Genomic DNA, 21921 nt, shown 5'->3' with positions numbered 1-21921 from the left:
CCTATTCGCTGCGCGGAAGGACGGGATCGGAAACGGCGGCAGTGGCCGGCGCGGGAGCTTGTGGCGGACTCTTCGGCTTCGGCCCCGGCCCCTTGTAGTCGAGCTGAGCGCGGTCGCGGCCGACGCGGAGGACGATGTGCGAAGGCACGCCGTCGATGACGATCGTATCGCCGCGCACCGCGAAGTTCACCGGGCCTTCGTCGCCCTTCTCGTTGGTTACCAGGATCGCCGGGATCGGCACGCCCGCCGCCCAGACCGCATAGGTCGATTCGCCGTCGTCATAGAGCCGCTGCGGGATCAGCTTGGCCGGCCCGCTCGTGCGCCAGGCGAAGTTGAGCTGCGCCGGATCGACCGGTGCCTCGTCGTTCAAAGCCGCGCGCTCGGCATCGGTCAGCACCGCCTGTGCGCCGGGCGTGCCGGCGGCGCTCTTCGGCTCCGCGGGATAGGTGAATTTGAGCGCATAGACCGGCGTCGCCCGCGAATTGGCGATCAGGTCGAAGTAATAGGTGTGCCGATCGGTCACCACGGTCATGTTGGTCCGCGCCGCTGCCGACAGCGGCTTGACGAACAGCAGGTTCGCCCGCTTGTTCGGTGTGATCTGCCAGGATTCGGCATCACCCACCGCGACGTTCTCAATATGCTCGTCGTCGGCGAAGGCGACCGTGGCCTGGACGCCCATCCTGCCGTCGATGCGGACGACTTCCTCGGCATTATAGAGGCGTTGCGTCAGCCTGGCATCGCGCGCCTCGGCGGGCGCGCCGGCCAGCACGGAGCCGATTGCGGCGAGGGCTAGAACGCGGCGTATCATCGAATGAGTCCTCCTGCCCGGCCCTGCATCTGGGGCGCGGCGAAACGGCTGCCGATCCCACGCGCACGGCTGCGCGGCAGCGGCGGCAGTTCGGCGGAACGGCCGTTCGAAACCTGGGAAACCAGCGTGCGGCTGGTGCTGGAGGAGCCGGAAGAGCCCGATCCAGCGGCGACCACCTCGATACTAGCGGGTGAAACCAGTCCCGCCGTCCGTCCGCCGGCAGCCATTGCAGCGGGCGAAGGCAGCAACGGCGCGGCCGCGGGCGCGACGATCGTCGGCGCTGCGGACGGACCGTCACGATCACCCTCGCGCCGGGCGAGCCCGAACACCTGCCAGGCCGACACCATCGTGCCCGCGACTTTCAGCATCATCGCCATCAGCGCGACATGGACGCTGGCAATCACGAACAGCGCCAGTGCAGCGCGGCCGCTGACCCCGCCGACGCCCTGCAGCGAAGCTACCACCGGCACCAGCAGTTCCATGACCACGCCGCCGCCGACCACGACGAACAGCGGAGTCACTGCAGTTAGAGTCAGGCCGCGCAACCAGCCGACGAAGAGCCCGCGGGTGCCGCTGAACAGCGAGAGGACGATGAAGATCGGCCCTACCGCCAGGAGCACGGCCATGGCGATCCGAGCGGTCAGCAACACGCCCACCGTGCCGAGCAGCAGCAAAAGCGCGCCCAGCCACATGACGTTCGCCGGAGTGAAATTGCCCGATACCGCCGCGCTTGCGGCCTGCGCGCCCTGCTGGCCCGCCTGTGCGGGCGGAGCCGCCTGCTTGCCCGCCTCTGCCGCATCGGCGATGGCGCCGAACACCAGATCGACGCGGTCTCCGAATATCTGTGTTGCCGAGCCTCCAGAGCTATTGGACGTGCCGGTCAGAATCGATGCGATCTCGTCGGGTGCACCGACGGCAAGATTCCACACGACCTGGCTGTAGGCGACCCAGCTGGTCGCGAAAGTGAGCACGAAGCCCAGCGCGATCATCCGCGGCGTCAGGGCCGCGATGCCGAGCCGGCTGCGGCCGGTCAAGAGGCCGATCGCGAAGAAAGCAATGTACAGCGTGAGGGCGATAGTCAGCGCCGGCAGCAGCCCGTCCAGCCGTGCGAAGGCCGATACGACCGTCTCACCGACCAGGCAATCGACCGCACGCAACGCCGGCGCGACGCCCGCGGAGGCCTCGGCCGAAAGGACTTCGCAGGCGCTCATTCCGCGGCCTCGATCCAGAGCGGATCGCCGCCCTCGGCGTCCGCAGGCCAGACCTGCCCGGTCAGCACCGGATACCAGGCGGCCGGCGCATCACCGTAGGTCTCGCGCAATGTGTCGAGCTTGCGCACCGTGCTCTCGCGGCCCGACAGCACGGTCAGCACTTCGGGCATGCCCGACAGATCGAGCCGCACCACGACCGATGCGTCGGGCTGGCGGATCATGAAGCAGCGACTCTGCGCCGGCAAGGTGCGGATCAGCTCGAGCTCGTGCTGCGTCAGGCCGAAGCCGCCGCAATAGTCTTCTTCGCGCGCGCGAGAATTCGGCATGAAGATCATCGTCGCGGTCTGCTCGACCAACGCCGCCGAAATCCGGCTTTCGAGCGCGTCGCGCGCGGACTGCGTGGCAAAACCGACCAGCGCGTTGCGCTTGCGCAGCGTCTTGAGCCAGTCGCGGATGCGCGCGGCGAAGACCGGATCGTCGAGCGCTTTCCAACCCTCGTCGATCAGGATCATCGTCGGCTCGCCGTCGAGCCGTTCCTCGATACGGTGAAACAGGTACATCATGACCGGCGTGCGCAGGCGCGGCGTTTCGAGCAGCGCGGTCATGTCGAACCCCAGCGTCATCGACGTCAGATCAAGCCGGTCCTGCTCGTTATCGAACAGCCAGCCATGCTCGCCATTTCCGATCCAGGCATCGAGCCGGCTGGCGAGATCGCCCGGCTCGGGACGACGGCTGCCGGCGAGCAGTTCGCGGAAATGGGTCAGCCGGCGCAGCCGCGCGTCATTGGCATAGGCGGCATCGACCGCGGCGGTGATAGTCGCCAGCTCCTCGGGACCGCTCGCTTCGAGCAGCACGGCCAGCCAGTCGCGCAGGAAAGCGCGGTTGATTGGCGTATCGGGCAGCGCCAGCGGGTTGAACCCGGTCGGATGGCCCGCGGCGATCCGCGAATAGGTGCCGCCGATCGCGCGGACGAAGACCTCGGCGCCGCGATCCTTGTCGAACAGCACGAGGCGGGGCGAGAACTTCTGCGCCTGGGCGGCGAGGAAATTGAGCACCACGGTCTTGCCCGAGCCCGAGGGCCCGATGACGGTGAAGTTGCCGAGATCGCCGTTGTGGAAGTTGAAGAAGAACGGCGTCGCGCTGGTCGTGGTGAGCAGGGTAACCGCCTCGCCCCAGTGGTTGCCGCTGGCCTGACCCATGGCGAAGCCGTGGAGCGAGGCAAAGCAGGCCATGTTGGCCGAGGAGATCAGCGAGCGGCGGACGAGGTATTGCTCGTTGCCCGGAAGCTGCCCCCAGAAGCCGGGCTCGAGGTTCACGTCCTCGCGCACCGCGACCGCGCCGGCATCGGCCAGCGCCGCGGCGCAGGCGGCGACGGCATCATCGAGGCTGTCGAGCCGGTCGGAGCGGACCTGCACCGACAGATGGTGGTCGCCGAAAGCCGCCGCACCGGTGCCCAATGCATCGCGCGCTGCCATCATCTCACGACGTTCGGCAAGAGCTTCCTCATCGGCGCTCTTGAGCCGGCGGATGGCGAGATCGATCCGCTCGCGCGAGACCTGGCGGTCGGACGGCGCGTAGCTCTCGGTCAGCGTCAGTTCCTGCGGCAGGCGCAACAGCGCGTCGGTGAGGCCCGGCCCGGTCGAATCGGGATAGTCCTTGAGGCTGACGAGCGCGGCGAAAGTCGTGCCTCCCGCGCCCTTGAGCTCCATCGCGTCGAGCCCGAAGCTGACGCGGCGATAGGGCAGCATGTGCCCCAGGTCGACGCCCTCGGCCGGCCGCCGCACCGGGCGCATCTCGCCGTTGTAGAGCGCCGAGAGCAGTTCGAGCACTTCGGAGCAGACGCCGCCCGCCCCCTCGTAGTCACCCAGCAACCGCGCGCCGTAGGCCCCAAGCGCCGCCAGCATCGCCGAAGCCGCCGCGCGCAGCGCGCGGACATCAGCGGGCTCGGCTTCGACCGGCTCGCTGCCGCGGTTGCGGAACATGCGGCCGAGCCGCTCGGGCCAGCCGGCCTTGCCGCGCGCCGGACGGCGCACCAGCGTGACGAACTGATCGTTCACATAGAGCGCGCCCGACCCGAGCCGCTCGCGCCAGCGCGCGTCGATATGGGCCGCGAGCGGATCCTCGAAAGTGCCGGCCAGCTCGACATGAACGCGGCGCCGGACGACGTGATGATAGAGCACGAAGCGCGCATCGAGGCTCGCGCGCAGCAGCACCTCGCGCACCGCGGCGTGCGCGTTGAGCTCGTCGGCGTCGGCAGTCTCGAAGCTGATGCCCGGCACCAGCAGCGAGCACATCACCGACCCGTCGCGCAGCAACACGACGTTGTCGTCGACCAGCGCGCGGTAGGGCAGCCGGTCGCCCGCCAAGGCCTCCTTGGCGGCCCAGGGCAGTGAGAACTTCGGTTTCGCCATCGCCCGGCGCTCCCTCAGACCGCGTAGCTGTTGCAGCCCCAGCGCTTCCAGTTCGGAACGCGGGGACAGCGCGAGACTTTGGTGATCCACAGGTCGAACACCCGCGGCTCGCGCAGGCAGGCGAGGTAGCCGGCGCCGTGGATCAGCAACGCGGCAGGCAACGCCCAGAAGCTCTTGGTCATCAGGAACAGCTCGGTCGTGACCGCCATGTTGATGACGAAGAAGCTGTAGGTGACGCCGGCGAACATCTGCGGCCGGGTCAGCGCGCGGTGGACCGGATGGCGGACGAGCTGGCTCATCTCAACCCGCGCCCGACGCCGACTGGATGCCCGAGACGATCGCGCCCGCGCCGAACAGGATGAAGCAGCCGATGATCACCGTGGCCCCGAAGCGCCAGTTCATCCGTCCCGTCAGCATCATGAAGCCCACGGCGGCGACAGCCATGACCGCGACGGCGGTGGCGACATTGCCGAGCAAAGTGCCCTGGAGCCAGCCAAGCGCCGCGACGATCGGGCCCGAGCCCGCGGGATCGGCGCCCCGAACGGCCTGGGCCGAGGCGGGCGCGGCAAGGAACGGCAGCAGAGAAAGAAGCGAGAATGAAAACGATCGACGGTTCAAGTGACCCTCCAGGCGGTCCCGATGCGCCAGCAATATAACAGCATTGTGACGACCGTGACGACCCGATCCCCCCCAATATCGACCGAGTTGACCGCCGGGACATTGCTATTGCCTTACCGGCGCGGAGAGCCGCGACAGGATCGACGACACGTAAAGCTGCGTCTCGCGGATCGCGGGGATGCCGCCGGCCCGCTGCACCCGGGCGGGCCCGGCATTGTAGGCAGCCAGCGCCTTCTCGAGATCGCCCTCGAAGGCATCGAGCTGGAGCCGCAGATAGCGCGCGCCGCCTTCGAGATTGGCGCTGGGGTCGTGCGGGTCGATCCCCATCTGCCGCGCGGTTCCGGGCATGAGCTGCGCGAGGCCGCGCGCGCCGACCGGCGAAACGGCGCCCGTGTTCCAGCGGCTCTCCTGCCAGACGACCGCTTCGAGCAGCGTCGGGCTGATGTCGTACTTGGCCGCGAGCTCGGCCACGCGGGGCTGCCACTGCGCCGGACCGGCGCTGGCGCCGACCTGCGTGAGCGAGGCAACCTGCGGCTCCGTGGCCGTTTCGATCGCCGGTTCGGGTGTCGCGGCAGACGTGGAGAAGCTAGCCGCCGGCGTGCGAGGACCGCCCGCGACCCAGCTGAAGCCGTTGCCGCCGATTTCCATAACGTCGGCAGACGCCACCGAAGGTGCGGTCACGGCAAATACCAAAGCAAAACAGAACAAAAACCGGACCCGCACCCGATTCGATCCTCCAAAACCCGAGCCAGCAGCGTTATCGCAACTGCGCGCTTTTCGCCAGCGGGGCATGCTGCTCGTCCGAAGCGCCGGGTCGCGGTCCGAAACTAACTCTACTCATTTCATCGACATTAACCTTCGGTTCGTCGCCCGGCCATTGTCTACTCCGGTGGTTGAGATAGATGTCGCGCCCGTTCGGGCATTAACCGACTCGATGGAGCGTGCCCAAAGTTTTACCCACAAGCTCGCGGGAAGAGAGCCGCGTTGAAAGCCGCGCTTTAGGGCGGAACAGTTTAAATTGAATGTCTATTGAATTAGTTGAGTTTAAGTGCGTCCAACCCACGAGGGAGACTGAGAATGAACGCCACCACTACCGGCCGCCGGCTGTTCCTGACTGCTGCTCTGGCGTTCACCGTTACCGCCCTGACTGCGACTTTGGCCGGCTGCTCGGGCGGCGCGGAGAAGAAGGGTAACTCGGTCGAGCTGACCAATGTCTCTTACGATCCGACGCGCGAACTCTACCAGGCGATCAACCCCGCTTTCGCCGCCGCCTGGAAGGCCAAGACCGGCCAGGACGTAACATTCAAGATGAGCCACGGCGGATCGGGCAAGCAGAGCCGCGCGATCATCGACGGGCTCGAGGCCGACGTCGCGACGCTGGCGCTCGCCTATGACGTCGATGCGATCGCCAGCAAGGGCAAGCTGCTTTCCGCCGACTGGCAGAAGGCGCTGCCCGATAACAGCGCTCCCTATACCTCGACGATCGTCTTCCTCGTCCGCAAGGGCAATCCCAAGGCGATCAAGGACTGGGGCGACCTGGTGAAGCCGGGCATCCAGGTGATCACGCCCAATCCCAAGACCAGCGGCGGTGCACGCTGGAACTTCCTCGCCGCCTGGGCCTATGGCCGCAAGGCCGGCGGGTCCGAAGCCGCAGCAGAGACCTATGTGAAGCAGCTCTATGGCAACGTGCCGGTGCTCGACAGCGGCGCGCGCGGATCGACCACCACGTTCGTCGAGCGCGGCATCGGCGATGTGCTGCTCGCCTGGGAGAACGAGGCCTTCCTCGCCGAGAAGGAACTGGGCGCGGGCAAGTTCGAGATCGTCGTGCCTTCGATCTCGGTCCTCGCCGAGCCGTCGGTCGCGGTAGTCACCGAGAACGCCAAGAAGCACGGCACCGAGGAAGTGGCCAAAGCCTATCTCGAATACCTCTATACGCCGCAGGCGCAGGAGGCGATCGCCAGGAACTTCTACCGCCCACGCGATCCCGCAGTGGCGGCGAAGTACAAGAGCCAGTTCCCCGAGATCAACCTCGTCACGATCGACAAGGATTTCGGCGGCTGGGGCAACGCGCAAAAGACCTATTTCGACGACGGCGGCGTCTTCGACCGCATCGCTGTCAAGAAATAGCGCCGTGAAGAAATAGCCCCGTCACAGATCGCGGAAATAGCGCGCTTTCCCGTCCCTCGCATTCGAGCAGGCCACTGCAGATGTCTCTTCCCAATCCCCGCCTCCGCGGTTGGCGACGCCCGTCGGTGCTGCCCGGCTTCGGGTTGACCTTCGGGTTCACCCTGGCCTGGCTGACGCTGATCGTGCTGATCCCGCTGGCCACGATCTTCCTGAAATCGGCCGGCATGGGCTGGCACGATTTCGTCGCGGTCGGTTTCTCGGACCGGGCGCTCGCGGCCTACCGGCTGAGCTTCGGCACCGCCGCCGCCGCCGGGCTGATCAACGCCGTCTTCGGCCTGCTCGTCGCCTGGGTGCTGGTGCGCTACAACTTCCCCGGCAAGGCCGTGGTCAGCGCGCTGGTCGACCTGCCCTTCGCGCTGCCGACCGCTGTCGCGGGCATCGCCCTGACGGCGCTCTACGCGCCCACCGGCTGGGTCGGGCAATACCTCGACCCGCTGGGCATCAAGGTCGCCTTCACCGCGCTCGGCATCACCGTCGCGCTGGTCTTCATCGGCCTGCCTTTCGTCGTCCGCTCGGTCGAGCCGGTGCTCGCCGATCTCGGCAAGGATGTGGAAGAGGCTTCGGCCACGCTCGGCGCCAACCGTTTCCAGACCTTTACCCGCGTGATCTTTCCGGCGATTGGCCCGGCGCTGCTGACCGGCTTCGCGCTGGCCTTCGCCCGCGGCGTCGGCGAATACGGCTCGGTGATCTTCATCTCGGGCAACATGCCCGGCAAGACCGAGATCGCGCCGCTGCTGATCGTCACCCAGCTCGAACAGTACAACTATGCCGGCGCCACCGCGATCGCGACGGTGATGATGTTGGCGAGCTTCGCGGTCCTGCTGCTGATCAACTGGATCCAGGCCACCTCGCGCGCGAGGGCCATCACATGAGGGTCCGCTCCACCACCGAAGACCGCCTGACGCAGATCTCGCTGATCGGCATCGCGCTCGCCTTCCTCGGCTTCTTCCTGCTGCTGCCGCTGATCGCGGTCTTCTCCGAAGGCCTTGGGAAAGGCATCGGCGCTTTCATCGAGGCGATCAAGAACCCCGATGCTCTGGCGGCGATCCGGCTGACGCTGATCATCGCGGGGATCACGGTGCCGCTCAACATGGTCTTCGGCCTCGCCGGCGCCTGGGCGATCACCAAGTTCAGCTTCCCGGGCAAGAGCCTGCTGATCACCTTGATCGACCTGCCCTTCTCGGTCTCGCCGGTCGTCTCGGGCCTGATCTTCGTGCTGCTGTTCGGTGCCCACGGCTATCTCGGCCCCTGGCTCCAGGCGCACGACCTGAAGATCATCTTCGCGGTGCCCGGCATCGTCCTGGCGACGCTGTTCATCACCTTCCCCTTCGTCGCACGCGAGCTGATCCCGCTGATGATGGAACAGGGCAAGGCCGATGAAGAGGCCGCGATCTCGCTGGGCGCCAGTGGGTTCCAGACCTTCTGGCACGTCACGCTGCCCAATGTGCGTTGGGGCCTGCTCTACGGCGTGCTGCTGTGCAACGCGCGCGCCATGGGCGAGTTCGGTGCGGTCTCGGTGGTCTCGGGCCACATCCGCGGCATGACCAACACGATGCCGCTGCATGTCGAGATTCTCTACAACGAATATGACTTTGTCGGTGCCTTCGCCGTGGCTTCGCTGCTGGCAGTGCTCGCGCTGGTGACGCTCGTCGCCAAGAGCGTGCTGGAGTGGCGGTTCGACGTTCACGGGGGGACAGGACATTGATTACGGTAAACCAAGTTACGAAGCGCTTCGGCGACTTCCCGGCGCTGCACGGCATCGACCTCAAGATCGAGCCCGGCGAGTTCATCGCCCTGCTTGGCCCCTCGGGCTCGGGCAAGACGACGCTTCTGCGCATCATCGCCGGCCTGGAATTCCAGGATTCGGGCCAGGTGCTGTTCAATGGCGAGGACATGTCGAAAGTCGGCGTGGGCGACCGCGGCGTCGGCTTCGTCTTCCAGTCCTATGCGCTGTTCCGCCACATGACCGTGGCCGAGAACGTCGGCTTCGGCCTCAGCGTCAAGAAGCGCCGCGACCGGCCCAAGAAGGCCCAGATCAAGGCGCGCGCCGAGGAACTGCTGCGCCTGGTCAAACTCGACGGGCTCGGCGACCGCCTGCCCAGCCAGCTGTCGGGCGGCCAGCGCCAGCGCGTCGCCCTCGCCCGCGCGCTGGCGATCGGGCCCAAGCTGCTGCTGCTCGACGAGCCGTTCGGCGCGCTCGACGCCAAGGTCCGCAAGGACCTGCGCCGCTGGCTGCGCGAGCTGCATCACCAGATGGGCCTGACCTCGATCTTCGTGACTCACGACCAGGAGGAAGCGCTCGAGCTCGCCGACCGCGTCGTGGTCATGGATCACGGCAAGATCGAGCAGATCGGCACGCCCGAGGAAGTCTACATGGAGCCGGCGACGCCTTTCGTCGTCGACTTCGTCGGTGAGACCAACAAGCTGCCCGACGGCAGCCACGTCCGCCCGCACGACATCGAGATCGTCGACAACGGCGCTTCCGAGGACAGCTGGAGCGTGGTCGTCGACAACGTCTTCCGCAAGGGCGGCGCCTGGCGCGTCGAGGGCGTGCTTGAAGGCAACGGAGTCATCGAGATCGATCTCGATGCCGACCAGCCCGCGCCGATGCTCGGCAGCACCATCCGGATCCGCCCGATCCGGTCCAAGAATTTCACACCGCAAGGAGCCCAGCCATGACCAGCAACCACCCCGAACAACAGCAGCCGCTGTCACCGGAAGCGGCGCGGATCCTCGAAGAGAGCATCATCAGCGTCCGCGAAGCCCTGACAGGCCTCAAATACGGCAACGTATCCCTCACCGTCCACGAGGGCCGCGTCGTCCAGATCGACGTGACCGAAAAGAAACGGCTCAAGCCGAACTGACCGGTCACCCGCGTTTCGTCACATCCCTTTCAACAACCCAAATCAAGACATCGCTGACTGCCAACCGGTCCACTGGAGGCGTCGAGATCTCTACCAGGAGAATAACGATGATTTCCCGTACCGTGTTGCTGGCCAGCGCCGCCGGCATAGCCCTTCTTGCGTCTCCCGCTTTTGCCGAAGACTCCGCAGCCGCCGATGCGGCCACAGCATCTTCCGCGAACAACGAAATCATCGTCACAGCCCAGCGCCGTGAGGAGAAAGCACAGGAAGTGCCGATCGCGCTGTCCGTGATCGGCGGCCCGGAGATCGACTCCAAGGGCGCGTTCAACATCAACCGCCTGCAGCAGAGCCAGCCTTCGGTGCAGTTCTATTCGAGCAACCCGCGCAACTCCGCGATCAACATCCGCGGTCTTGGCGCGCCGTTCGGCCTGACCAATGACGGCATCGAGCAGGGCGTGGGCTTCTATATCGACGGCGTCTACGTCGGCCGTGCCGGCGCATCGACTTTCGACTTCGTCGATATCCAGCGTGTCGAGATCCTGCGCGGACCGCAGGGCACGCTCTACGGCAAGAACACCACCGCCGGCGCCGTCAACGTCACTACCCGCGCGCCGAGCTTCGAGCCCGAAGGCCGTGTCGAACTGAGCAGCGGCAACTACTCCTTCATGCAGGCCAAGGCTTCGGTCTCAGGACCGATCGTCGCCGATACGCTCGCCGCCCGCCTCTCGGCATCCTACTCGAAGCGTGACGGCACGATCGACAACGTTCGAACAGGCGAGGACCTGCACCGCATGAACAGCTTCAGCACGCGCGGCCAGTTGCTGTGGAAGCCGTCATCCAGCCTCGATTTCACCCTTGCCGGTGACTACAACTGGCAGAACCCGCTGTGCTGCGTGCAGTACTATGCCCGCCTCGCGCCGACCCAGCGCCCGCTCGCCCGCCAATACACCGCACTCGCCGGGGCTTTCGGCTACACGCCGCCGACCAAGGATCCGTTCGACCGGGTGACCGACCTCGACGCCGATCTCAATGCGCGGCAGACGATGGCCGGCGTCTCGCTGACGGGCAACTGGGACCTCGGACCGGCAACGATCACCTCGATCAGCGCCTGGCGGAACTGGGACTGGAGCCCGGCCAACGACCGTGACTTCATCGGCCTGCCGATCACCACGGTTTCGGCCAACCCGTCGCACCAGACGCAGTGGTCGCAAGAACTGCGCCTGACCTCCAACGGCAAGACGCGGCTGCAGTACACGCTGGGCGCCTACTATTTCCATCAGAAGATCAACACCAACGGCGTTCAGGTGCAGGGCTCTGCTGCCAGCCGCTGGCTGCTGTCGGGCACGGACGCATCGAACCCGAACGTGCTCAACGGCCTGACCAGCACCAACACCATCCGCTTCAGCAACGACAGCTTCGCCGTCTTCGGCAAGCTGAACTGGGAACCGGTCAACGGCCTGCACATCCAGCCCGGCGTCCGCGTGAACTACGACAAGAAGTCGGGCTACTACGACGCCGTCGTCAGCATCGCCAACAGCCAGTACAACTTCACCGCTACTGCCGCCAACGTGCAAGCCATGCTCGACTCGAAAACGGGCACGGCCAAGACTACCTTCCAGAACCAGATAAACACCCTGGCGCCGCAGCACTACGAACCCCATTTCGACGACTGGAACGTATCGGGCGATATCACCCTGTCCTACGATTTCAGCCAGGACATCCACGGCTATGCGACTTACGCCAAGAGCTTCAAGTCGGGCGGCATCAATCTCTCGGGCCTGCCGCTGAACTCGACCAGCACCGGGGTCGACCTGACCACGCAGACGGTGAAGCCGGAGAACGTCAATCACTTCGAAGTGGGCCTCAAGACCCAGTTCCTCGACCATAAGGTCACCTTGAACCTCGCCGGCTTCTGGGACGAGATCAAGGACTACCAGACGACCGTGAACGCCAACGCGGTCAACGTCATCCGCGGCTATCTGGCCAATGCGCCCAAGGTTCGCGTGCGCGGCTTCGAGTTCGATTCCGCGTTCCGCCCCAGCGACCGCTTCAACGTCTACGTCAACGGCGCCTTCACCGACGCCAAGTTTGTCAAGTTCACAAACGCGCCCTGCCCGCCCGAGCTTGCCGGCGGCACCGCCCCCACCGGAACGCAGGTCGCCAGCCCGGCCGGGACCGCTGGCGGTATCAGCCCGGTATCGTGCAACATCTCCGGCCAAGTGTTGCCGGGCATATCCAAGTGGTCGGTCTCCTGGGGCGGCGAGTACAACGTGCCTCTCGGGGGCGACGGCGCCGAAGTCTACTTCGGCTATGACGGCAGCTACCGCTCGCGCTTCTCGTCGAACCCCTCGCCGTCGGCCTATATGTACATCGACAGCTATTCGCTCCACAATTTCAGGCTCGGCTTCCGCCGCGATCACTTCAACATCTTCGGTTGGGTGCGCAACGCCTTCAACGAGAAGTATTTCGAACTGCTCAGCACCCAATCGGGCAGCAGCGGCCTGATCGTCGGCCAGCCGGGCGACCCGCGCACCTGGGGGGGCCACGGTCAAGCTCGACTTCTGATAGTGTGATACAGGCCGGCGACGGGACCACCCGCGCCGGCTCCCTTTCCGAGGAGTGAAATGACTCAGAAGACCGCTCTCATCATCCGGCACGTTCCCTACGAAGGGGTCGCCGGCTTCCGCGCACCGATCGAGGCCGCGGGCTACGAGGTCGACCGGATCGACGTCGCCGACGAACGCTTTTCGTCGCTCGACCTGGTCGAACACGACTTGCTCATCATGATGGGCGGGCCGATGGGCGTCTACGAGCAGGAAGAATATCCCTGGATCGCCTGCCAGCTGAAACGCCTCGCGCGCCGGCTCGAAGCCAACCGGCCGACGCTCGGCGTCTGCTTCGGCGCGCAGATGATTGCGGAAGCCATGGGCGGCAGGGTGTTCGCCGGCCCCGCCTCCGAGGTCGGCTTCCATCCGGTCACGCTGAGCGCCGAAGGCCTGGCAGGACCCCTGCGCCACGTCGCCGAAGTGCCCGTGCTGCACTGGCATGGCGACACTTTCTCCCTGCCCGAGAACGTCGAACTGCTGGCCTCGAGCCCGCTCTACGCACACCAGGCCTTCCGCCGCGGCAACAACGTCCTGGCGCTGCAGTTCCACGCCGAGATGGGCCTGGACCCGCGCATCGAAGCCTGGATCGAAGGCGGCGAAGCGGCCATGGCCCGTGCCGGCACGACCGAAGCCCGCCTCCGCGCCGATCACGATACGCTAGGTCCCGGAGCGGTCGCCGCCGGCCAGGCGATGATCGCGGAATGGCTCGAAGGGTTCGACTGAAGCCCAATTTTTGCAATGCAGCGAAGCGCTTAGCCGGTGACGTCCGAATCGGGCACCGGGGCCAGCAACGCGCTGCGATCGAGCAGGAAATTGCGCACGGTCTGCGGCCGGACGCTGAAGCGCTCGGCAATTTCGCTCACGTCGGTGCCCGTTCGGAAGGCCTCGATCACCTCGACGCCGAAGGTATCCAGCTTGCGCTTGCGCGGCTCCTGCCGCAGCGGCACATCCTCGGAGATCAGGAAACGGCGGATCGTGCCCCATCCGCAGTCGAAATGCTCTGCAAGCTCCTCGAAGGACTCGCCGGCGAAATATCGTTGCTTGATTACCCCTGTATGTGGCGCAAGCCTGCGAAGCACGAAGCCCCTCATGGTCGTCTCCATGCCGGTTGACCGGCCGATATGGCGACGGCCCCCCGCTCGCCTCTGTATACAATATATAACATAATTGCGCGAGCACGGCTAGGCCGCGCAACATTAAAAATACGCAATTTCACGTAGTCATCGCAAAGGCCGATCGGGCTACCGTTTCAGCACCGATGCGGGCTGGATTTACAGGCGCGAATCAGTCACTCTGCCCATGCCGCACTTGCGAACGCTTGCGCCCGTGATGCGCATGGAGACGCCGATGGCCGATTCACAAAAAATACTGCGCGATCTCGAGACACTGACGAGCACCATCGACCTCGACCGCACGGATCTCGACAAGCTGGCGATGTCGCCCGAGACGCGAAAGGCGATCCAGCACAACATCGCCCGCTGCCTGCACAGCCTGCGCGAGCTGGAATTCGTGCTCGAAGGGCAAAAACCGGTCGACGAGACCGAAGCGGACTTCCTCATCTAGCCACGTGCCCATCAGGGCCGGGCGATGACTACACCGTCCCGCGGTGCGGGAATGGTGCTGCTGGGGAGGATTGAACTCCCGACCTCAGCCTTACCAAGGATGCGCTCTACCACTGAGCTACAGCAGCGTACCATTCGGGCACGGCCGACGACCTGACGGTGCCGGCAGGCGCGCGCTTTGGCCGCGAGGCCGGGCAAAGTCAAGCGCGGGTTGCGGCCGTGTTGAGCTTTGTCCCGCCAGGAGGCACATGCTGGCGCAATGGAAAAGAAGGCCGATGCTCCCACGCGCGAAGAGCGCCTCGCCGCCAAGCTGCGCGAGAACCTGAAGCGCCGCAAAGCCCAGGCGCGCGAGCTCGGCGATCACGGCAATGAAGAAGGCAATGCGCCCCTTCCCAAAGAGCCCCCGAAAAGCTAGGGCCGCCGCTTCCAAAACCCTTGCCTGCAGGGAGCCTTCGCACAGTGCCTCGTCTGATCCTCGTCCGCCACGGCCAGAGCCAGTGGAACCTGGAAAACCGCTTCACCGGCTGGTGGGACGTCGACCTGACGCCCAAGGGCGAGGAAGAAGCCCTCGCCGCGGGCAAGCTGCTCGCCGCCAAGGGCGTGCTGCCGACCGTCGCCTTCACCTCGTTCCAGACGCGCGCGATCCGCACGCTGCATTTCGCGCTCGAGGCCGCGGGCCGGCTGTGGATCCCCGAGACCAAGGACTGGCGCCTGAACGAGCGCCATTACGGCGGCCTGACCGGGCTCGACAAGGCCGAGACCGCGGCCAAGCACGGCGACGAGCAGGTCAAGATCTGGCGCCGCAGCTTCGACATTCCGCCGCCGGTGCTCTATGCTGGTTCGGAATTCGATCTCGGCAAGGACGCGCGCTACGCCTGCATCGCGATCCCCAATACCGAGAGCCTCAAGGACACGATCGCCCGCGTCCTGCCCTACTATGAGAGCGCCATCGTGCCGCAGCTGAAGGCCGGCGAGACCGTGATCATCTCGGCGCACGGCAATTCGCTGCGCGCGCTGGTCAAGCATCTGTCGGGCATCTCGGACGACGAGATCACCGGACTGGAGATTCCGACCGGCCAGCCGATCGTCTACGAGCTCGATGGCAACCTCAGCGCCGTCGAGCGCTACTACCTTTCGGAGCGCTAAGAGTGTCCGCGCTCGTCGCGATTGTCATGGGCAGCCAGTCCGACTGGGCGACGATGCAGCGCGCCGCCGAAGTGCTGGAGAAGCTGGAAGTCGATGCCGACGTGCGGATCGTTTCGGCGCACCGCACTCCCGACCGGCTCGTGGCTTTCGCCAAGGGTGCAGCCGAAGAGGGCTTCAAGGTCATCATTGCTGGTGCAGGCGGCGCCGCGCACCTGCCAGGCATGGTCGCCTCGATGACGCATCTGCCCGTGCTCGGCGTGCCCGTGCAGTCGAAGGCGCTTTCGGGCCAGGACAGCCTGCTGTCGATCGTGCAGATGCCCGCGGGCATCCCCGTCGGCACGCTGGCGATCGGCGAGGCGGGCGCAACCAATGCCGGGCTGCTGGCCGCGGCGATCCTCGCGACGAACGATCCTGCGCTGGCCGGGCGCCTCAAGGCCTACCGCGAGGCGCAGACAGCCTCGGTCGCCGAGCGGCCATCCTGAGACGATGATTTCGCCGGGAGAGACGATCGGTATCCTCGGTGGCGGCCAGCTCGGCCGGATGCTGGCCATGGCCGCGGCGCAGCTCGGCTATCGCTGCCATGTCTATGCGCCCGAGCCGGACTCCATCGCCGCCGAAGTCTGCGGCGCCTTCACTTGCGCCGCGTGGGACGATGCCGAAGCCATGGCGCGCTTCGCCGCCGACTGCGCGGTGGTGACCTACGAGTTCGAGAACGTCCCCGTCCCGCCACTCGTTGCGCTGGGCGACGTGCCGCTGCTGGCACACCCGCGCGCTCTGGAAACCGCGCAGGACCGGTTGAACGAGAAGCGCTTCATCGAGGAACTGGGCGGCAAACCCGCCCCCTACGCCACTGTCGATTGCGCCGCGGACCTTGCGGCGGCCGTCGCCAGGATCGGCGCACCAGGCATCCTCAAGACCCGCCGCGACGGCTACGACGGCAAGGGCCAGTGGCGGATCATGGCGGAAGGCGACGCCGCCGCACTCGATCTGCCGGCAAAACCGCTGATCTACGAAGGCTTCGTCACTTTCGAAGCCGAGTTCTCAGTGCTGCTCTGCCGCGGAACGGATGGCGACATCCGCTTCTGGGATACGCCCGACAACGTCCACAAGGGCGGGATTCTCGCCCGCTCGACCGTGCCAGCCTGCTCACTGGTGCAAGCGCAGCTGGCCGAAGCCCGCGCCTTGGCGGCCAAGGTAGCGGCAGCGCTCGACTATGTCGGCGTGCTGACGCTCGAATTCTTCGCCACGGCGAACGGCCCGGTGTTCAACGAGATGGCGCCGCGCGTGCACAATTCGGGGCACTGGACGATCGAGGGCGCGGTCACCAGCCAGTTCGAGAACCATATCCGCGCGATCTGTGGCCTGCCGCTGGGTGACACCGCGCTCGCCGCCAAGGCCGTCGAGATGCGCAACATCATCGGCGACGCGGCCGAGGACTGGGCGAAGCTGCTCGGCGATCCCGCCAACCACCTCCACCTCTACGGCAAGGCGGCGGCGCGGCCCGGGCGCAAGATGGGCCACGTCACGCGGCTGACGCTGGCTTGACGCGGGGATGAGCCGAGACCTGTTCTTGATCTACGCGCGCGCCGCCAACGGCACGATCGGCAAGGACGGCGCGTTACCCTGGCATATCCCTGCCGATCTTAAGCGCTTCAAGGCGCTGACGCTCGGCGGGCCGATGATCATGGGCCGGAAGACCTTCGACAGCTTTCCCAGTCCCCTGCCCGGCCGGCGTCACATCGTTCTGACGCGCGATGCCGATTGGTCGGCGGAGGGCGCCGAGGTGGCGCATTCGGTTGATGCGGCGCTCGATATGGCGGGTGACGGCGACACCGCGGTGATCGGTGGCGCCGAGATCAACGCGCTGTTCCTGCCGCTCGCCAACCGCATCGAACTGACCGAGGTCCATGCCGAGGTGGACGGCGATACCCATATGCCGCCGCTGGACGCATCCTGGCGCGAAGTGTTCCGCGAGGAGCATCCCGCCGACAACGGCCGCCCCGCATTCGCTTTCGTGACGCTGCGCCGCGACCTATAGCCCGGGCCAACCATGATTCGTCTCGATCACCGCGATCCCATGCCCGAAAGCCTGCGCGGCGCCGTCCTGGCGCTGGGCAATTTCGACGGCTTCCACCAGGGCCACCAGGCCGTGGTCGGCACGGCGATCGACTGGGCGCGCCGCGAAGGCCGACCCGCGGTGGTGGCGACCTTCTCGCCGCACCCGATGCGCTATTTCAAGCCCGACTGCGATCCGTTCCGCCTGACCCGGCTCGACCAGCGGATGGAACTGTTCGAGGCCGCCGGGGTCGATGGCGTGCTGGTGTTCTTCTTCGACGCCGTGCTCGCGAACATGCCGGCAGAGCGCTGGATCGAGGACATGATCGCCGGGCACCTCGGCGCGGCCGGCGTCGTTACCGGCGAGGATTTCACTTTCGGCCAGCGCCGCGGCGGCAATACTGCCTTGCTGAAGAGCCTGGGCGCGCAGTTCGGGATCGAGGCGCGCACGGTCGGCGCGGTCCACGATACCGAGGGACCGATCTCCTCGAGCCGCATTCGCACCGCATTGCAAGTGGGCGACTGCGAGGCCGCCACGCGGCTGCTCACCCGGCCCTTCGCGATTCGGGGAACGGTCCAGCACGGCGACAAGGTCGGGCGGACGATCGGCTTCCCCACCGCCAACATCGAGCTCGGCGAATATCTGCGTCCGCGCTATGGAATCTATGCGGTGACGGGCCGACTGCCCGACGGCCGGGTCGTGCAGGGCGCCGCCAATATCGGCATCCGCCCGAGCTTCGATCCGCCGAAGGAACTGCTCGAGCCCTATTTCTTCGACTTTTCGGGCGATCTCTACGGCCAGGAGATCGAGGTCGCGCTCCACTCTTTCCTGCGCCCCGAAGGCAAGTTCGACAGCCTCGAAGAACTGACCGCGCAGATCGCACGCGACTGCGACGAGGCCCGGGCGAGACTTGCGACACTCGTACCTTGATTATTAACGGGGTACGGCGCGACTTACGGTGCAGCGCGGACTTTCATCCTTAACCAGATTCCTCTAACGGCGGCCGGTCATGACCGAGCAGCGCGACTACCGATCGACCGTCTTCCTGCCGAAGACCGAGTTCCCCATGAAAGCCGGGCTTCCGCAGAAGGAACCCGGCATTCTTGCGCGTTGGCAGGAACAGGACATCTACGCCCAGACCCGCGCGGCCCGCGCCGGCCGGGAAAAGTTCATCCTCCACGACGGCCCGCCCTACGCCAATGGCGACATGCACATCGGCCATGCGCTGAACCACATCCTCAAGGACATGGTCGTGCGCACCCAGACTTTGCTGGGCAAGGACGCGCCCTATGTGCCCGGCTGGGACTGCCACGGCCTGCCGATCGAGTGGAAGGTCGAGGAGCAGTACCGCAAGAAGAAACTCGACAAGGACCAGGTCGATCCGGTCGAGTTCCGCGCTGAATGCCGCGCCTATGCGCAGCACTGGGTTGACGTCCAGCGCGAGCAGCTCAAGCGCCTGGGCATCAACGGCGACTGGGACAATCCCTACCTGACGATGGATTTCCAGGCCGAGGCGACGATCGTCACCGAGCTGCTGAAATTCGCCGAGACCGGCCAGCTCTATCGCGGCGCCAAGCCGGTGATGTGGTCGCCGGTCGAGAAGACCGCGCTGGCAGAGGCAGAAGTCGAGTACGAGGACATCGTCTCGACCCAGATCGACGTCGCCTTCGAGATCGTCACTTGCCCCGAGGCCGAGGAACTGGTCGGCGCCAAGGCGGTGATCTGGACGACCACGCCCTGGACGATCCCGTCCAACCAGGCGATCGCCTATGGCGCGCCGGTCGACTACATCCTCCTGCGCGCCACGGGCGCCAGCGGGAGCGAGGACCGGTACGTCGTTGCCGAACCGCTGATCGACGCCTTCCTCAAGCGCATCGGTGCCGACGGCTTCAAGATGGAGATGTACGTCAAGGGCCCGCTGCTGGCGGGTGCCACGGCGCGCCACCCGATGCACGCGCTCGGCGGATTCTTCGCCAAGCCCCGTCCCTTCCTCGACGGTTCGGACTTCGTCACCACCGAGAGCGGCACCGGCCTCGTCCACATGGCGCCCGACCATGGCGAGGACGACTTCCTGCTCTGCAAGAAGCACGGCATCGAGCCGGTCTTCGCGGTCGAGGGTGACGGCAAGTTCCGCGCCGACTGGCTGTGGATGGGCGGCCAGGGATCGGTGATCAATCCCAAGTTCAACGCGCCCGACGGCCCGATCTGCTCGGACCTGCGCGAAGCCGGCGGCCTGCTGGCAGCTTCCACAGATTATAAACACTCTTATCCACACAGCTGGCGCTCGAAGGCGAAGATCATTTTCCGCTGCACGCCGCAGTGGTTCGTGCCGATGGACCGCGAGTCCGAGCATCTGGTGCGTCAGGACGAGCGTTACGCGCTGCTCGACGAAGTGATGCCGCCGACGCTGCGCACCGTCGCCAAGGACGCCATCGCCGACACGCGCTTCATCCCCGAAAAGGGCCGCAACCGCATCGGCTCGATGGTCGAAGGGCGGCCCGACTGGGTGCTCAGCCGCCAGCGCGCCTGGGGCGTGCCGATCACGCTGTTCGTCGACCGCAAGAGCGGCCAGTACCTGAACGACCCCGCAGTCAATTCCCGCATCATCGCGGCGGTGCGCGAGGGCGGCGTTGACGCCTGGTCCGACGACCGCGCGCAGGAATACCTCGGCAACGACTATGCGGCGGCCGACTACGAGCGCGTCGCCGACATCCTCGACGTCTGGTTCGATTCGGGCTCGACCCACGCCTTCGTGCTCGAAAGCGGCCGCTGGCCCGATCTGCAGTGGCCCGCCGACCTCTACCTCGAAGGCTCGGACCAGCACCGCGGCTGGTTCCAGTCCTCGCTGCTCGAGAGCTGCGCCACGCGCGGCCGCGCGCCCTACAAGACGGTCCTGACCCATGGCTTCACCATGGACCAGAAGGGTCTGAAGATGTCGAAGTCGCTGGGCAACACCATCGACCCGCTGAAGGTCATGGAAAGCAACGGCGCCGACATCATCCGGCTCTGGGCGCTGTCGGTCGACTATACCGAGGACCACCGCATCGGCGACGAGATCCTCAAGGGCGTCGCCGACCAGTACCGCAAGCTGCGCAACACCTTCCGCTATCTGCTGGGCGCGCTGGAAGGGTTCGAAGAGACCGAGCGTGTCACGCCGAGCGTGATGCCCGAACTCGAACGCTATGTCCTGGCGCTGCTCGCGCGGCTCGATGCGACGCTGAAGCAGGCGATCGCGGACTTCGATTTCAATACCTACGTCCGCTCGCTGACCGATTTCTGCAACGAGGACCTCTCGGCCTTCTTCTTCGATATCCGCAAGGACAGCCTTTACTGCGACGCGCCTGCGGACGCCAAGCGCATGGCCTACCGCACGGTTCTCGACACGCTGTTCCACGCGCTGGTGCGCTATGCCGCACCAGTCTTGGTCTTCACAGCCGAGGAAGTCTGGCTGACGCGCTATCCCGCAGGCGGCAGCGTCCACCTGCTCGAATGGCCGGAACTGCCTGCAAGCGACGACGCTGCCTTGGCCGAGCGCTGGGCCGACCTGCGCGCGTTGCGCGCGCAGGTGCTCGAAGCGATCGAGCCGCTGCGGCGCGAGAAGGTGCTGGGCTCGGGCCTTGAAGCCACTGTCACTGTCCCCGCCAGCGCGCCCGACGCCGATCTCGCCGAGCTGTTCATCAGCGCGCAAGTGACGCGGGCGCAGGGCGACGGCGTGACCGTTTCGCGCACCTCCTACCACAAATGCGGCCGCTGCTGGCGCCACCTGCCCGAAGTGACCGAGGACGGCACGCTCTGCGCGCGCTGCGACGATGTGGTCGAAGGGATGGACGTTTCGGCATGAGTTCCGCCGCGGCCGACCTGCCCGCAGCTACGCTCTGGCGCCGCCGCATCGCCGCGCTGGTCCTGGCCGGATTGGTCTATGCCATCGACCAGTGGATCAAGCGGCAGGTCGCCGGCGCTTGGGGCGTGGCGGAAGCGTCGCGCAATGCCGGTCGCATGGGAATTCCGGACGCCGGCGTCTCGGTGGGACTACCCTTCTTCAAGCTGACCTGGACCGAGAACTACGGCGTCTCGCTCGGCATGCTCACCGCGCAGTCGATCGAAATGCGCTACCTGCTGGTCGCCCTGACCAGCCTGATCGCGCTCGTCGTCTTCGTCTGGATCGTGAAGTACGAGAAGGCCAAGCTCGACCTTGCCGCGCTGGCACTGGTGCTCGGCGGCGCGCTCGGCAATATCCACGACCGGGCCTGGCACGGCTATGTCGTCGACTATGCCGATTTCCATATCGGCGAGTGGCGCCCGTTCCTGATCTTCAACCTCGCCGATGCCGCGATCACAGTCGGCGTCCTGATAATCCTTGCCCGGTCCCTGTTTTCGCGCGAGAAGCCCAAACCTGCTGAAATAGGGCCTGCGGACCCCGAAAAGCCGGCCGACACCGCCCCGGAGAGCTAA

General features: G+C 66.1%; 23 protein-coding genes and 1 tRNA gene. 16 read left to right on the top strand and 8 right to left on the bottom strand.

All coding sequences use genetic code 11. The features are described 5' to 3' along the window. Window position 1: 1 nt before the first annotated feature. From KRR38_RS21345 to KRR38_RS21320, 6 genes are all read right to left on the bottom strand, one after another. Window positions 2–808 carry a TrbG/VirB9 family P-type conjugative transfer protein gene (locus tag KRR38_RS21345; RefSeq protein ID WP_217405316.1) on the bottom strand — a complete coding sequence of 269 codons (807 nt, stop codon included), beginning with the start codon at window positions 806–808 and terminating at the stop codon, window positions 2–4. Beyond that, the gene (locus KRR38_RS21340) at window positions 805–2019 is read right to left on the bottom strand and encodes a type IV secretion system protein (RefSeq protein WP_217405314.1); all 1215 of its coding nucleotides are present in this window, start codon (window positions 2017–2019) and stop codon (window positions 805–807) included. Before KRR38_RS21340 ends, KRR38_RS21345 begins: the two co-directional genes overlap by 4 nt. Continuing rightward, a complete protein-coding gene (locus KRR38_RS21335) occupies window positions 2016–4430 on the bottom strand; it encodes a VirB4 family type IV secretion/conjugal transfer ATPase (RefSeq protein WP_217405311.1) in 2415 nt (804 codons plus the stop codon). The genes KRR38_RS21340 and KRR38_RS21335 overlap by 4 nt, the downstream gene beginning before the upstream one ends. A gap of 14 nt (window positions 4431–4444) precedes the next feature. Continuing rightward, window positions 4445–4729, bottom strand: coding sequence for a type IV secretion system protein VirB3 (locus tag KRR38_RS21330; protein ID WP_217405309.1), 285 nt, complete (start codon window positions 4727–4729; stop codon window positions 4445–4447). 1 nt (window position 4730) lies between these two features. After that, window positions 4731–5048: a TrbC/VirB2 family protein gene (locus KRR38_RS21325; protein ID WP_217405307.1), complete on the bottom strand. Its 318-nt coding sequence runs from the start codon at window positions 5046–5048 to the stop codon at window positions 4731–4733. 105 nt (window positions 5049–5153) lie between these two features. Next, the gene (locus KRR38_RS21320) at window positions 5154–5729 is read right to left on the bottom strand and encodes a lytic transglycosylase domain-containing protein (protein WP_375293428.1); all 576 of its coding nucleotides are present in this window, start codon (window positions 5727–5729) and stop codon (window positions 5154–5156) included. A 396-nt stretch (window positions 5730–6125) separates the two neighbouring features. Between KRR38_RS21320 and KRR38_RS21315 the strand changes: the two genes are divergently transcribed. The 7 genes from KRR38_RS21315 (at window position 6126) to KRR38_RS21285 (ending at window position 13428) form a co-directional block, all read left to right on the top strand. Continuing rightward, window positions 6126–7175 carry a sulfate ABC transporter substrate-binding protein gene (locus KRR38_RS21315; RefSeq protein ID WP_217405303.1) on the top strand — a complete coding sequence of 350 codons (1050 nt, stop codon included), beginning with the start codon at window positions 6126–6128 and terminating at the stop codon, window positions 7173–7175. Window positions 7176–7300: 125 nt separating this feature from the next. Then, window positions 7301–8107, top strand: coding sequence for a sulfate ABC transporter permease subunit CysT (cysT, locus tag KRR38_RS21310; protein WP_309141108.1), 807 nt, complete (start codon window positions 7301–7303; stop codon window positions 8105–8107). Further along, window positions 8104–8940: a sulfate ABC transporter permease subunit CysW gene (gene cysW, locus KRR38_RS21305; RefSeq protein ID WP_217405299.1), complete on the top strand. Its 837-nt coding sequence runs from the start codon at window positions 8104–8106 to the stop codon at window positions 8938–8940. Before cysT ends, cysW begins: the two co-directional genes overlap by 4 nt. Beyond that, window positions 8937–9914 carry a sulfate/molybdate ABC transporter ATP-binding protein gene (locus KRR38_RS21300; RefSeq protein WP_217405297.1) on the top strand — a complete coding sequence of 326 codons (978 nt, stop codon included), beginning with the start codon at window positions 8937–8939 and terminating at the stop codon, window positions 9912–9914. Before cysW ends, KRR38_RS21300 begins: the two co-directional genes overlap by 4 nt. Beyond that, window positions 9911–10099 (top strand): YezD family protein, encoded by a 189-nt coding sequence (locus KRR38_RS21295; protein ID WP_217405294.1) that lies wholly within the window; start codon window positions 9911–9913, stop codon window positions 10097–10099. The genes KRR38_RS21300 and KRR38_RS21295 overlap by 4 nt, the downstream gene beginning before the upstream one ends. A gap of 107 nt (window positions 10100–10206) precedes the next feature. Beyond that, on the top strand, window positions 10207–12672 hold the full coding sequence (locus KRR38_RS21290) for a TonB-dependent receptor (protein ID WP_217405292.1): 2466 nt from the start codon (window positions 10207–10209) through the stop codon (window positions 12670–12672). A gap of 51 nt (window positions 12673–12723) precedes the next feature. Beyond that, the gene (locus KRR38_RS21285; protein WP_217405290.1) at window positions 12724–13428 is read left to right on the top strand and encodes a glutamine amidotransferase; all 705 of its coding nucleotides are present in this window, start codon (window positions 12724–12726) and stop codon (window positions 13426–13428) included. A 29-nt stretch (window positions 13429–13457) separates the two neighbouring features. Here the strand turns inward: KRR38_RS21285 and KRR38_RS21280 are convergent, their stop codons facing one another. Continuing rightward, complete coding sequence (locus KRR38_RS21280) at window positions 13458–13796, bottom strand: transposase (protein ID WP_217405288.1); 339 nt, start codon at window positions 13794–13796, stop codon at window positions 13458–13460. 256 nt (window positions 13797–14052) lie between these two features. On the opposite strand from KRR38_RS21280, the gene KRR38_RS21275 reads away from it, so the two are divergent. Continuing rightward, window positions 14053–14268, top strand: a complete 216-nt coding sequence (locus KRR38_RS21275; protein ID WP_217405286.1) for a hypothetical protein — start codon at window positions 14053–14055, stop codon at window positions 14266–14268. Between the two features lie 52 nt (window positions 14269–14320). Here KRR38_RS21275 and KRR38_RS21270 read toward each other — a convergent pair. Then, window positions 14321–14395: transfer RNA gene (locus KRR38_RS21270), tRNA-Thr, on the bottom strand. A gap of 131 nt (window positions 14396–14526) precedes the next feature. On the opposite strand from KRR38_RS21270, the gene KRR38_RS21265 reads away from it, so the two are divergent. The 8 genes from KRR38_RS21265 to lspA all read left to right on the top strand — a co-directional run bounded on the left by KRR38_RS21265 (window position 14527) and on the right by lspA (window position 21921). Then, window positions 14527–14682 carry a hypothetical protein gene (locus KRR38_RS21265; protein WP_217405284.1) on the top strand — a complete coding sequence of 52 codons (156 nt, stop codon included), beginning with the start codon at window positions 14527–14529 and terminating at the stop codon, window positions 14680–14682. Window positions 14683–14726: 44 nt separating this feature from the next. Further along, complete coding sequence (gene gpmA / locus KRR38_RS21260) at window positions 14727–15413, top strand: 2,3-diphosphoglycerate-dependent phosphoglycerate mutase (protein WP_217405282.1); 687 nt, start codon at window positions 14727–14729, stop codon at window positions 15411–15413. A gap of 26 nt (window positions 15414–15439) precedes the next feature. Further along, window positions 15440–15895: a 5-(carboxyamino)imidazole ribonucleotide mutase gene (gene purE, locus KRR38_RS21255; protein ID WP_217407390.1), complete on the top strand. Its 456-nt coding sequence runs from the start codon at window positions 15440–15442 to the stop codon at window positions 15893–15895. A 4-nt stretch (window positions 15896–15899) separates the two neighbouring features. Continuing rightward, a complete protein-coding gene (locus KRR38_RS21250; protein WP_217405280.1) occupies window positions 15900–16958 on the top strand; it encodes a 5-(carboxyamino)imidazole ribonucleotide synthase in 1059 nt (352 codons plus the stop codon). A 7-nt stretch (window positions 16959–16965) separates the two neighbouring features. Beyond that, window positions 16966–17451, top strand: a complete 486-nt coding sequence (locus tag KRR38_RS21245; RefSeq protein ID WP_217405278.1) for a dihydrofolate reductase — start codon at window positions 16966–16968, stop codon at window positions 17449–17451. 12 nt (window positions 17452–17463) lie between these two features. Beyond that, the gene (locus KRR38_RS21240; RefSeq protein WP_217405276.1) at window positions 17464–18399 is read left to right on the top strand and encodes a bifunctional riboflavin kinase/FAD synthetase; all 936 of its coding nucleotides are present in this window, start codon (window positions 17464–17466) and stop codon (window positions 18397–18399) included. Between the two features lie 79 nt (window positions 18400–18478). Beyond that, window positions 18479–21310, top strand: coding sequence for an isoleucine--tRNA ligase (gene ileS / locus KRR38_RS21235; protein WP_217405273.1), 2832 nt, complete (start codon window positions 18479–18481; stop codon window positions 21308–21310). Beyond that, window positions 21307–21921 carry a signal peptidase II gene (gene lspA / locus KRR38_RS21230; protein ID WP_217405271.1) on the top strand — a complete coding sequence of 205 codons (615 nt, stop codon included), beginning with the start codon at window positions 21307–21309 and terminating at the stop codon, window positions 21919–21921. The genes ileS and lspA overlap by 4 nt, the downstream gene beginning before the upstream one ends.

Source organism: Novosphingobium sp. G106 (genome assembly GCF_019075875.1).
GTDB lineage: Bacteria > Pseudomonadota > Alphaproteobacteria > Sphingomonadales > Sphingomonadaceae > Novosphingobium.
Note: the sequence above shows the minus strand (reverse complement) of the source record. Positions and strands in the feature narration are given on the sequence as shown.

Excerpts from the sequence above, each read along its gene's own strand:
- KRR38_RS21345 (WP_217405316.1), bottom strand. The coding sequence starts at position 808 with ATGATACGCCGCGTTCTAGCCCTCGCCGCAATCGGCTCCGTGCTGGCC.
- KRR38_RS21340 (WP_217405314.1), bottom strand. The coding sequence starts at position 2,019 with ATGAGCGCCTGCGAAGTCCTTTCGGCCGAGGCCTCCGCGGGCGTCGCG.
- KRR38_RS21335 (WP_217405311.1), bottom strand. The coding sequence starts at position 4,430 with ATGGCGAAACCGAAGTTCTCACTGCCCTGGGCCGCCAAGGAGGCCTTG.
- KRR38_RS21330 (WP_217405309.1), bottom strand. The coding sequence starts at position 4,729 with ATGAGCCAGCTCGTCCGCCATCCGGTCCACCGCGCGCTGACCCGGCCG.
- KRR38_RS21315 (WP_217405303.1), top strand. The coding sequence starts at position 6,126 with ATGAACGCCACCACTACCGGCCGCCGGCTGTTCCTGACTGCTGCTCTG.
- cysW (WP_217405299.1), top strand. The coding sequence starts at position 8,104 with ATGAGGGTCCGCTCCACCACCGAAGACCGCCTGACGCAGATCTCGCTG.
- KRR38_RS21295 (WP_217405294.1), top strand. The coding sequence starts at position 9,911 with ATGACCAGCAACCACCCCGAACAACAGCAGCCGCTGTCACCGGAAGCG.
- KRR38_RS21290 (WP_217405292.1), top strand. The coding sequence starts at position 10,207 with ATGATTTCCCGTACCGTGTTGCTGGCCAGCGCCGCCGGCATAGCCCTT.
- KRR38_RS21285 (WP_217405290.1), top strand. The coding sequence starts at position 12,724 with ATGACTCAGAAGACCGCTCTCATCATCCGGCACGTTCCCTACGAAGGG.
- KRR38_RS21280 (WP_217405288.1), bottom strand. The coding sequence starts at position 13,796 with ATGAGGGGCTTCGTGCTTCGCAGGCTTGCGCCACATACAGGGGTAATC.
- KRR38_RS21275 (WP_217405286.1), top strand. The coding sequence starts at position 14,053 with ATGGCCGATTCACAAAAAATACTGCGCGATCTCGAGACACTGACGAGC.
- KRR38_RS21265 (WP_217405284.1), top strand. The coding sequence starts at position 14,527 with ATGGAAAAGAAGGCCGATGCTCCCACGCGCGAAGAGCGCCTCGCCGCC.
- purE (WP_217407390.1), top strand. The coding sequence starts at position 15,440 with ATGGGCAGCCAGTCCGACTGGGCGACGATGCAGCGCGCCGCCGAAGTG.
- KRR38_RS21250 (WP_217405280.1), top strand. The coding sequence starts at position 15,900 with ATGATTTCGCCGGGAGAGACGATCGGTATCCTCGGTGGCGGCCAGCTC.
- KRR38_RS21245 (WP_217405278.1), top strand. The coding sequence starts at position 16,966 with ATGAGCCGAGACCTGTTCTTGATCTACGCGCGCGCCGCCAACGGCACG.
- KRR38_RS21240 (WP_217405276.1), top strand. The coding sequence starts at position 17,464 with ATGATTCGTCTCGATCACCGCGATCCCATGCCCGAAAGCCTGCGCGGC.
- ileS (WP_217405273.1), top strand. The coding sequence starts at position 18,479 with ATGACCGAGCAGCGCGACTACCGATCGACCGTCTTCCTGCCGAAGACC.
- lspA (WP_217405271.1), top strand. The coding sequence starts at position 21,307 with ATGAGTTCCGCCGCGGCCGACCTGCCCGCAGCTACGCTCTGGCGCCGC.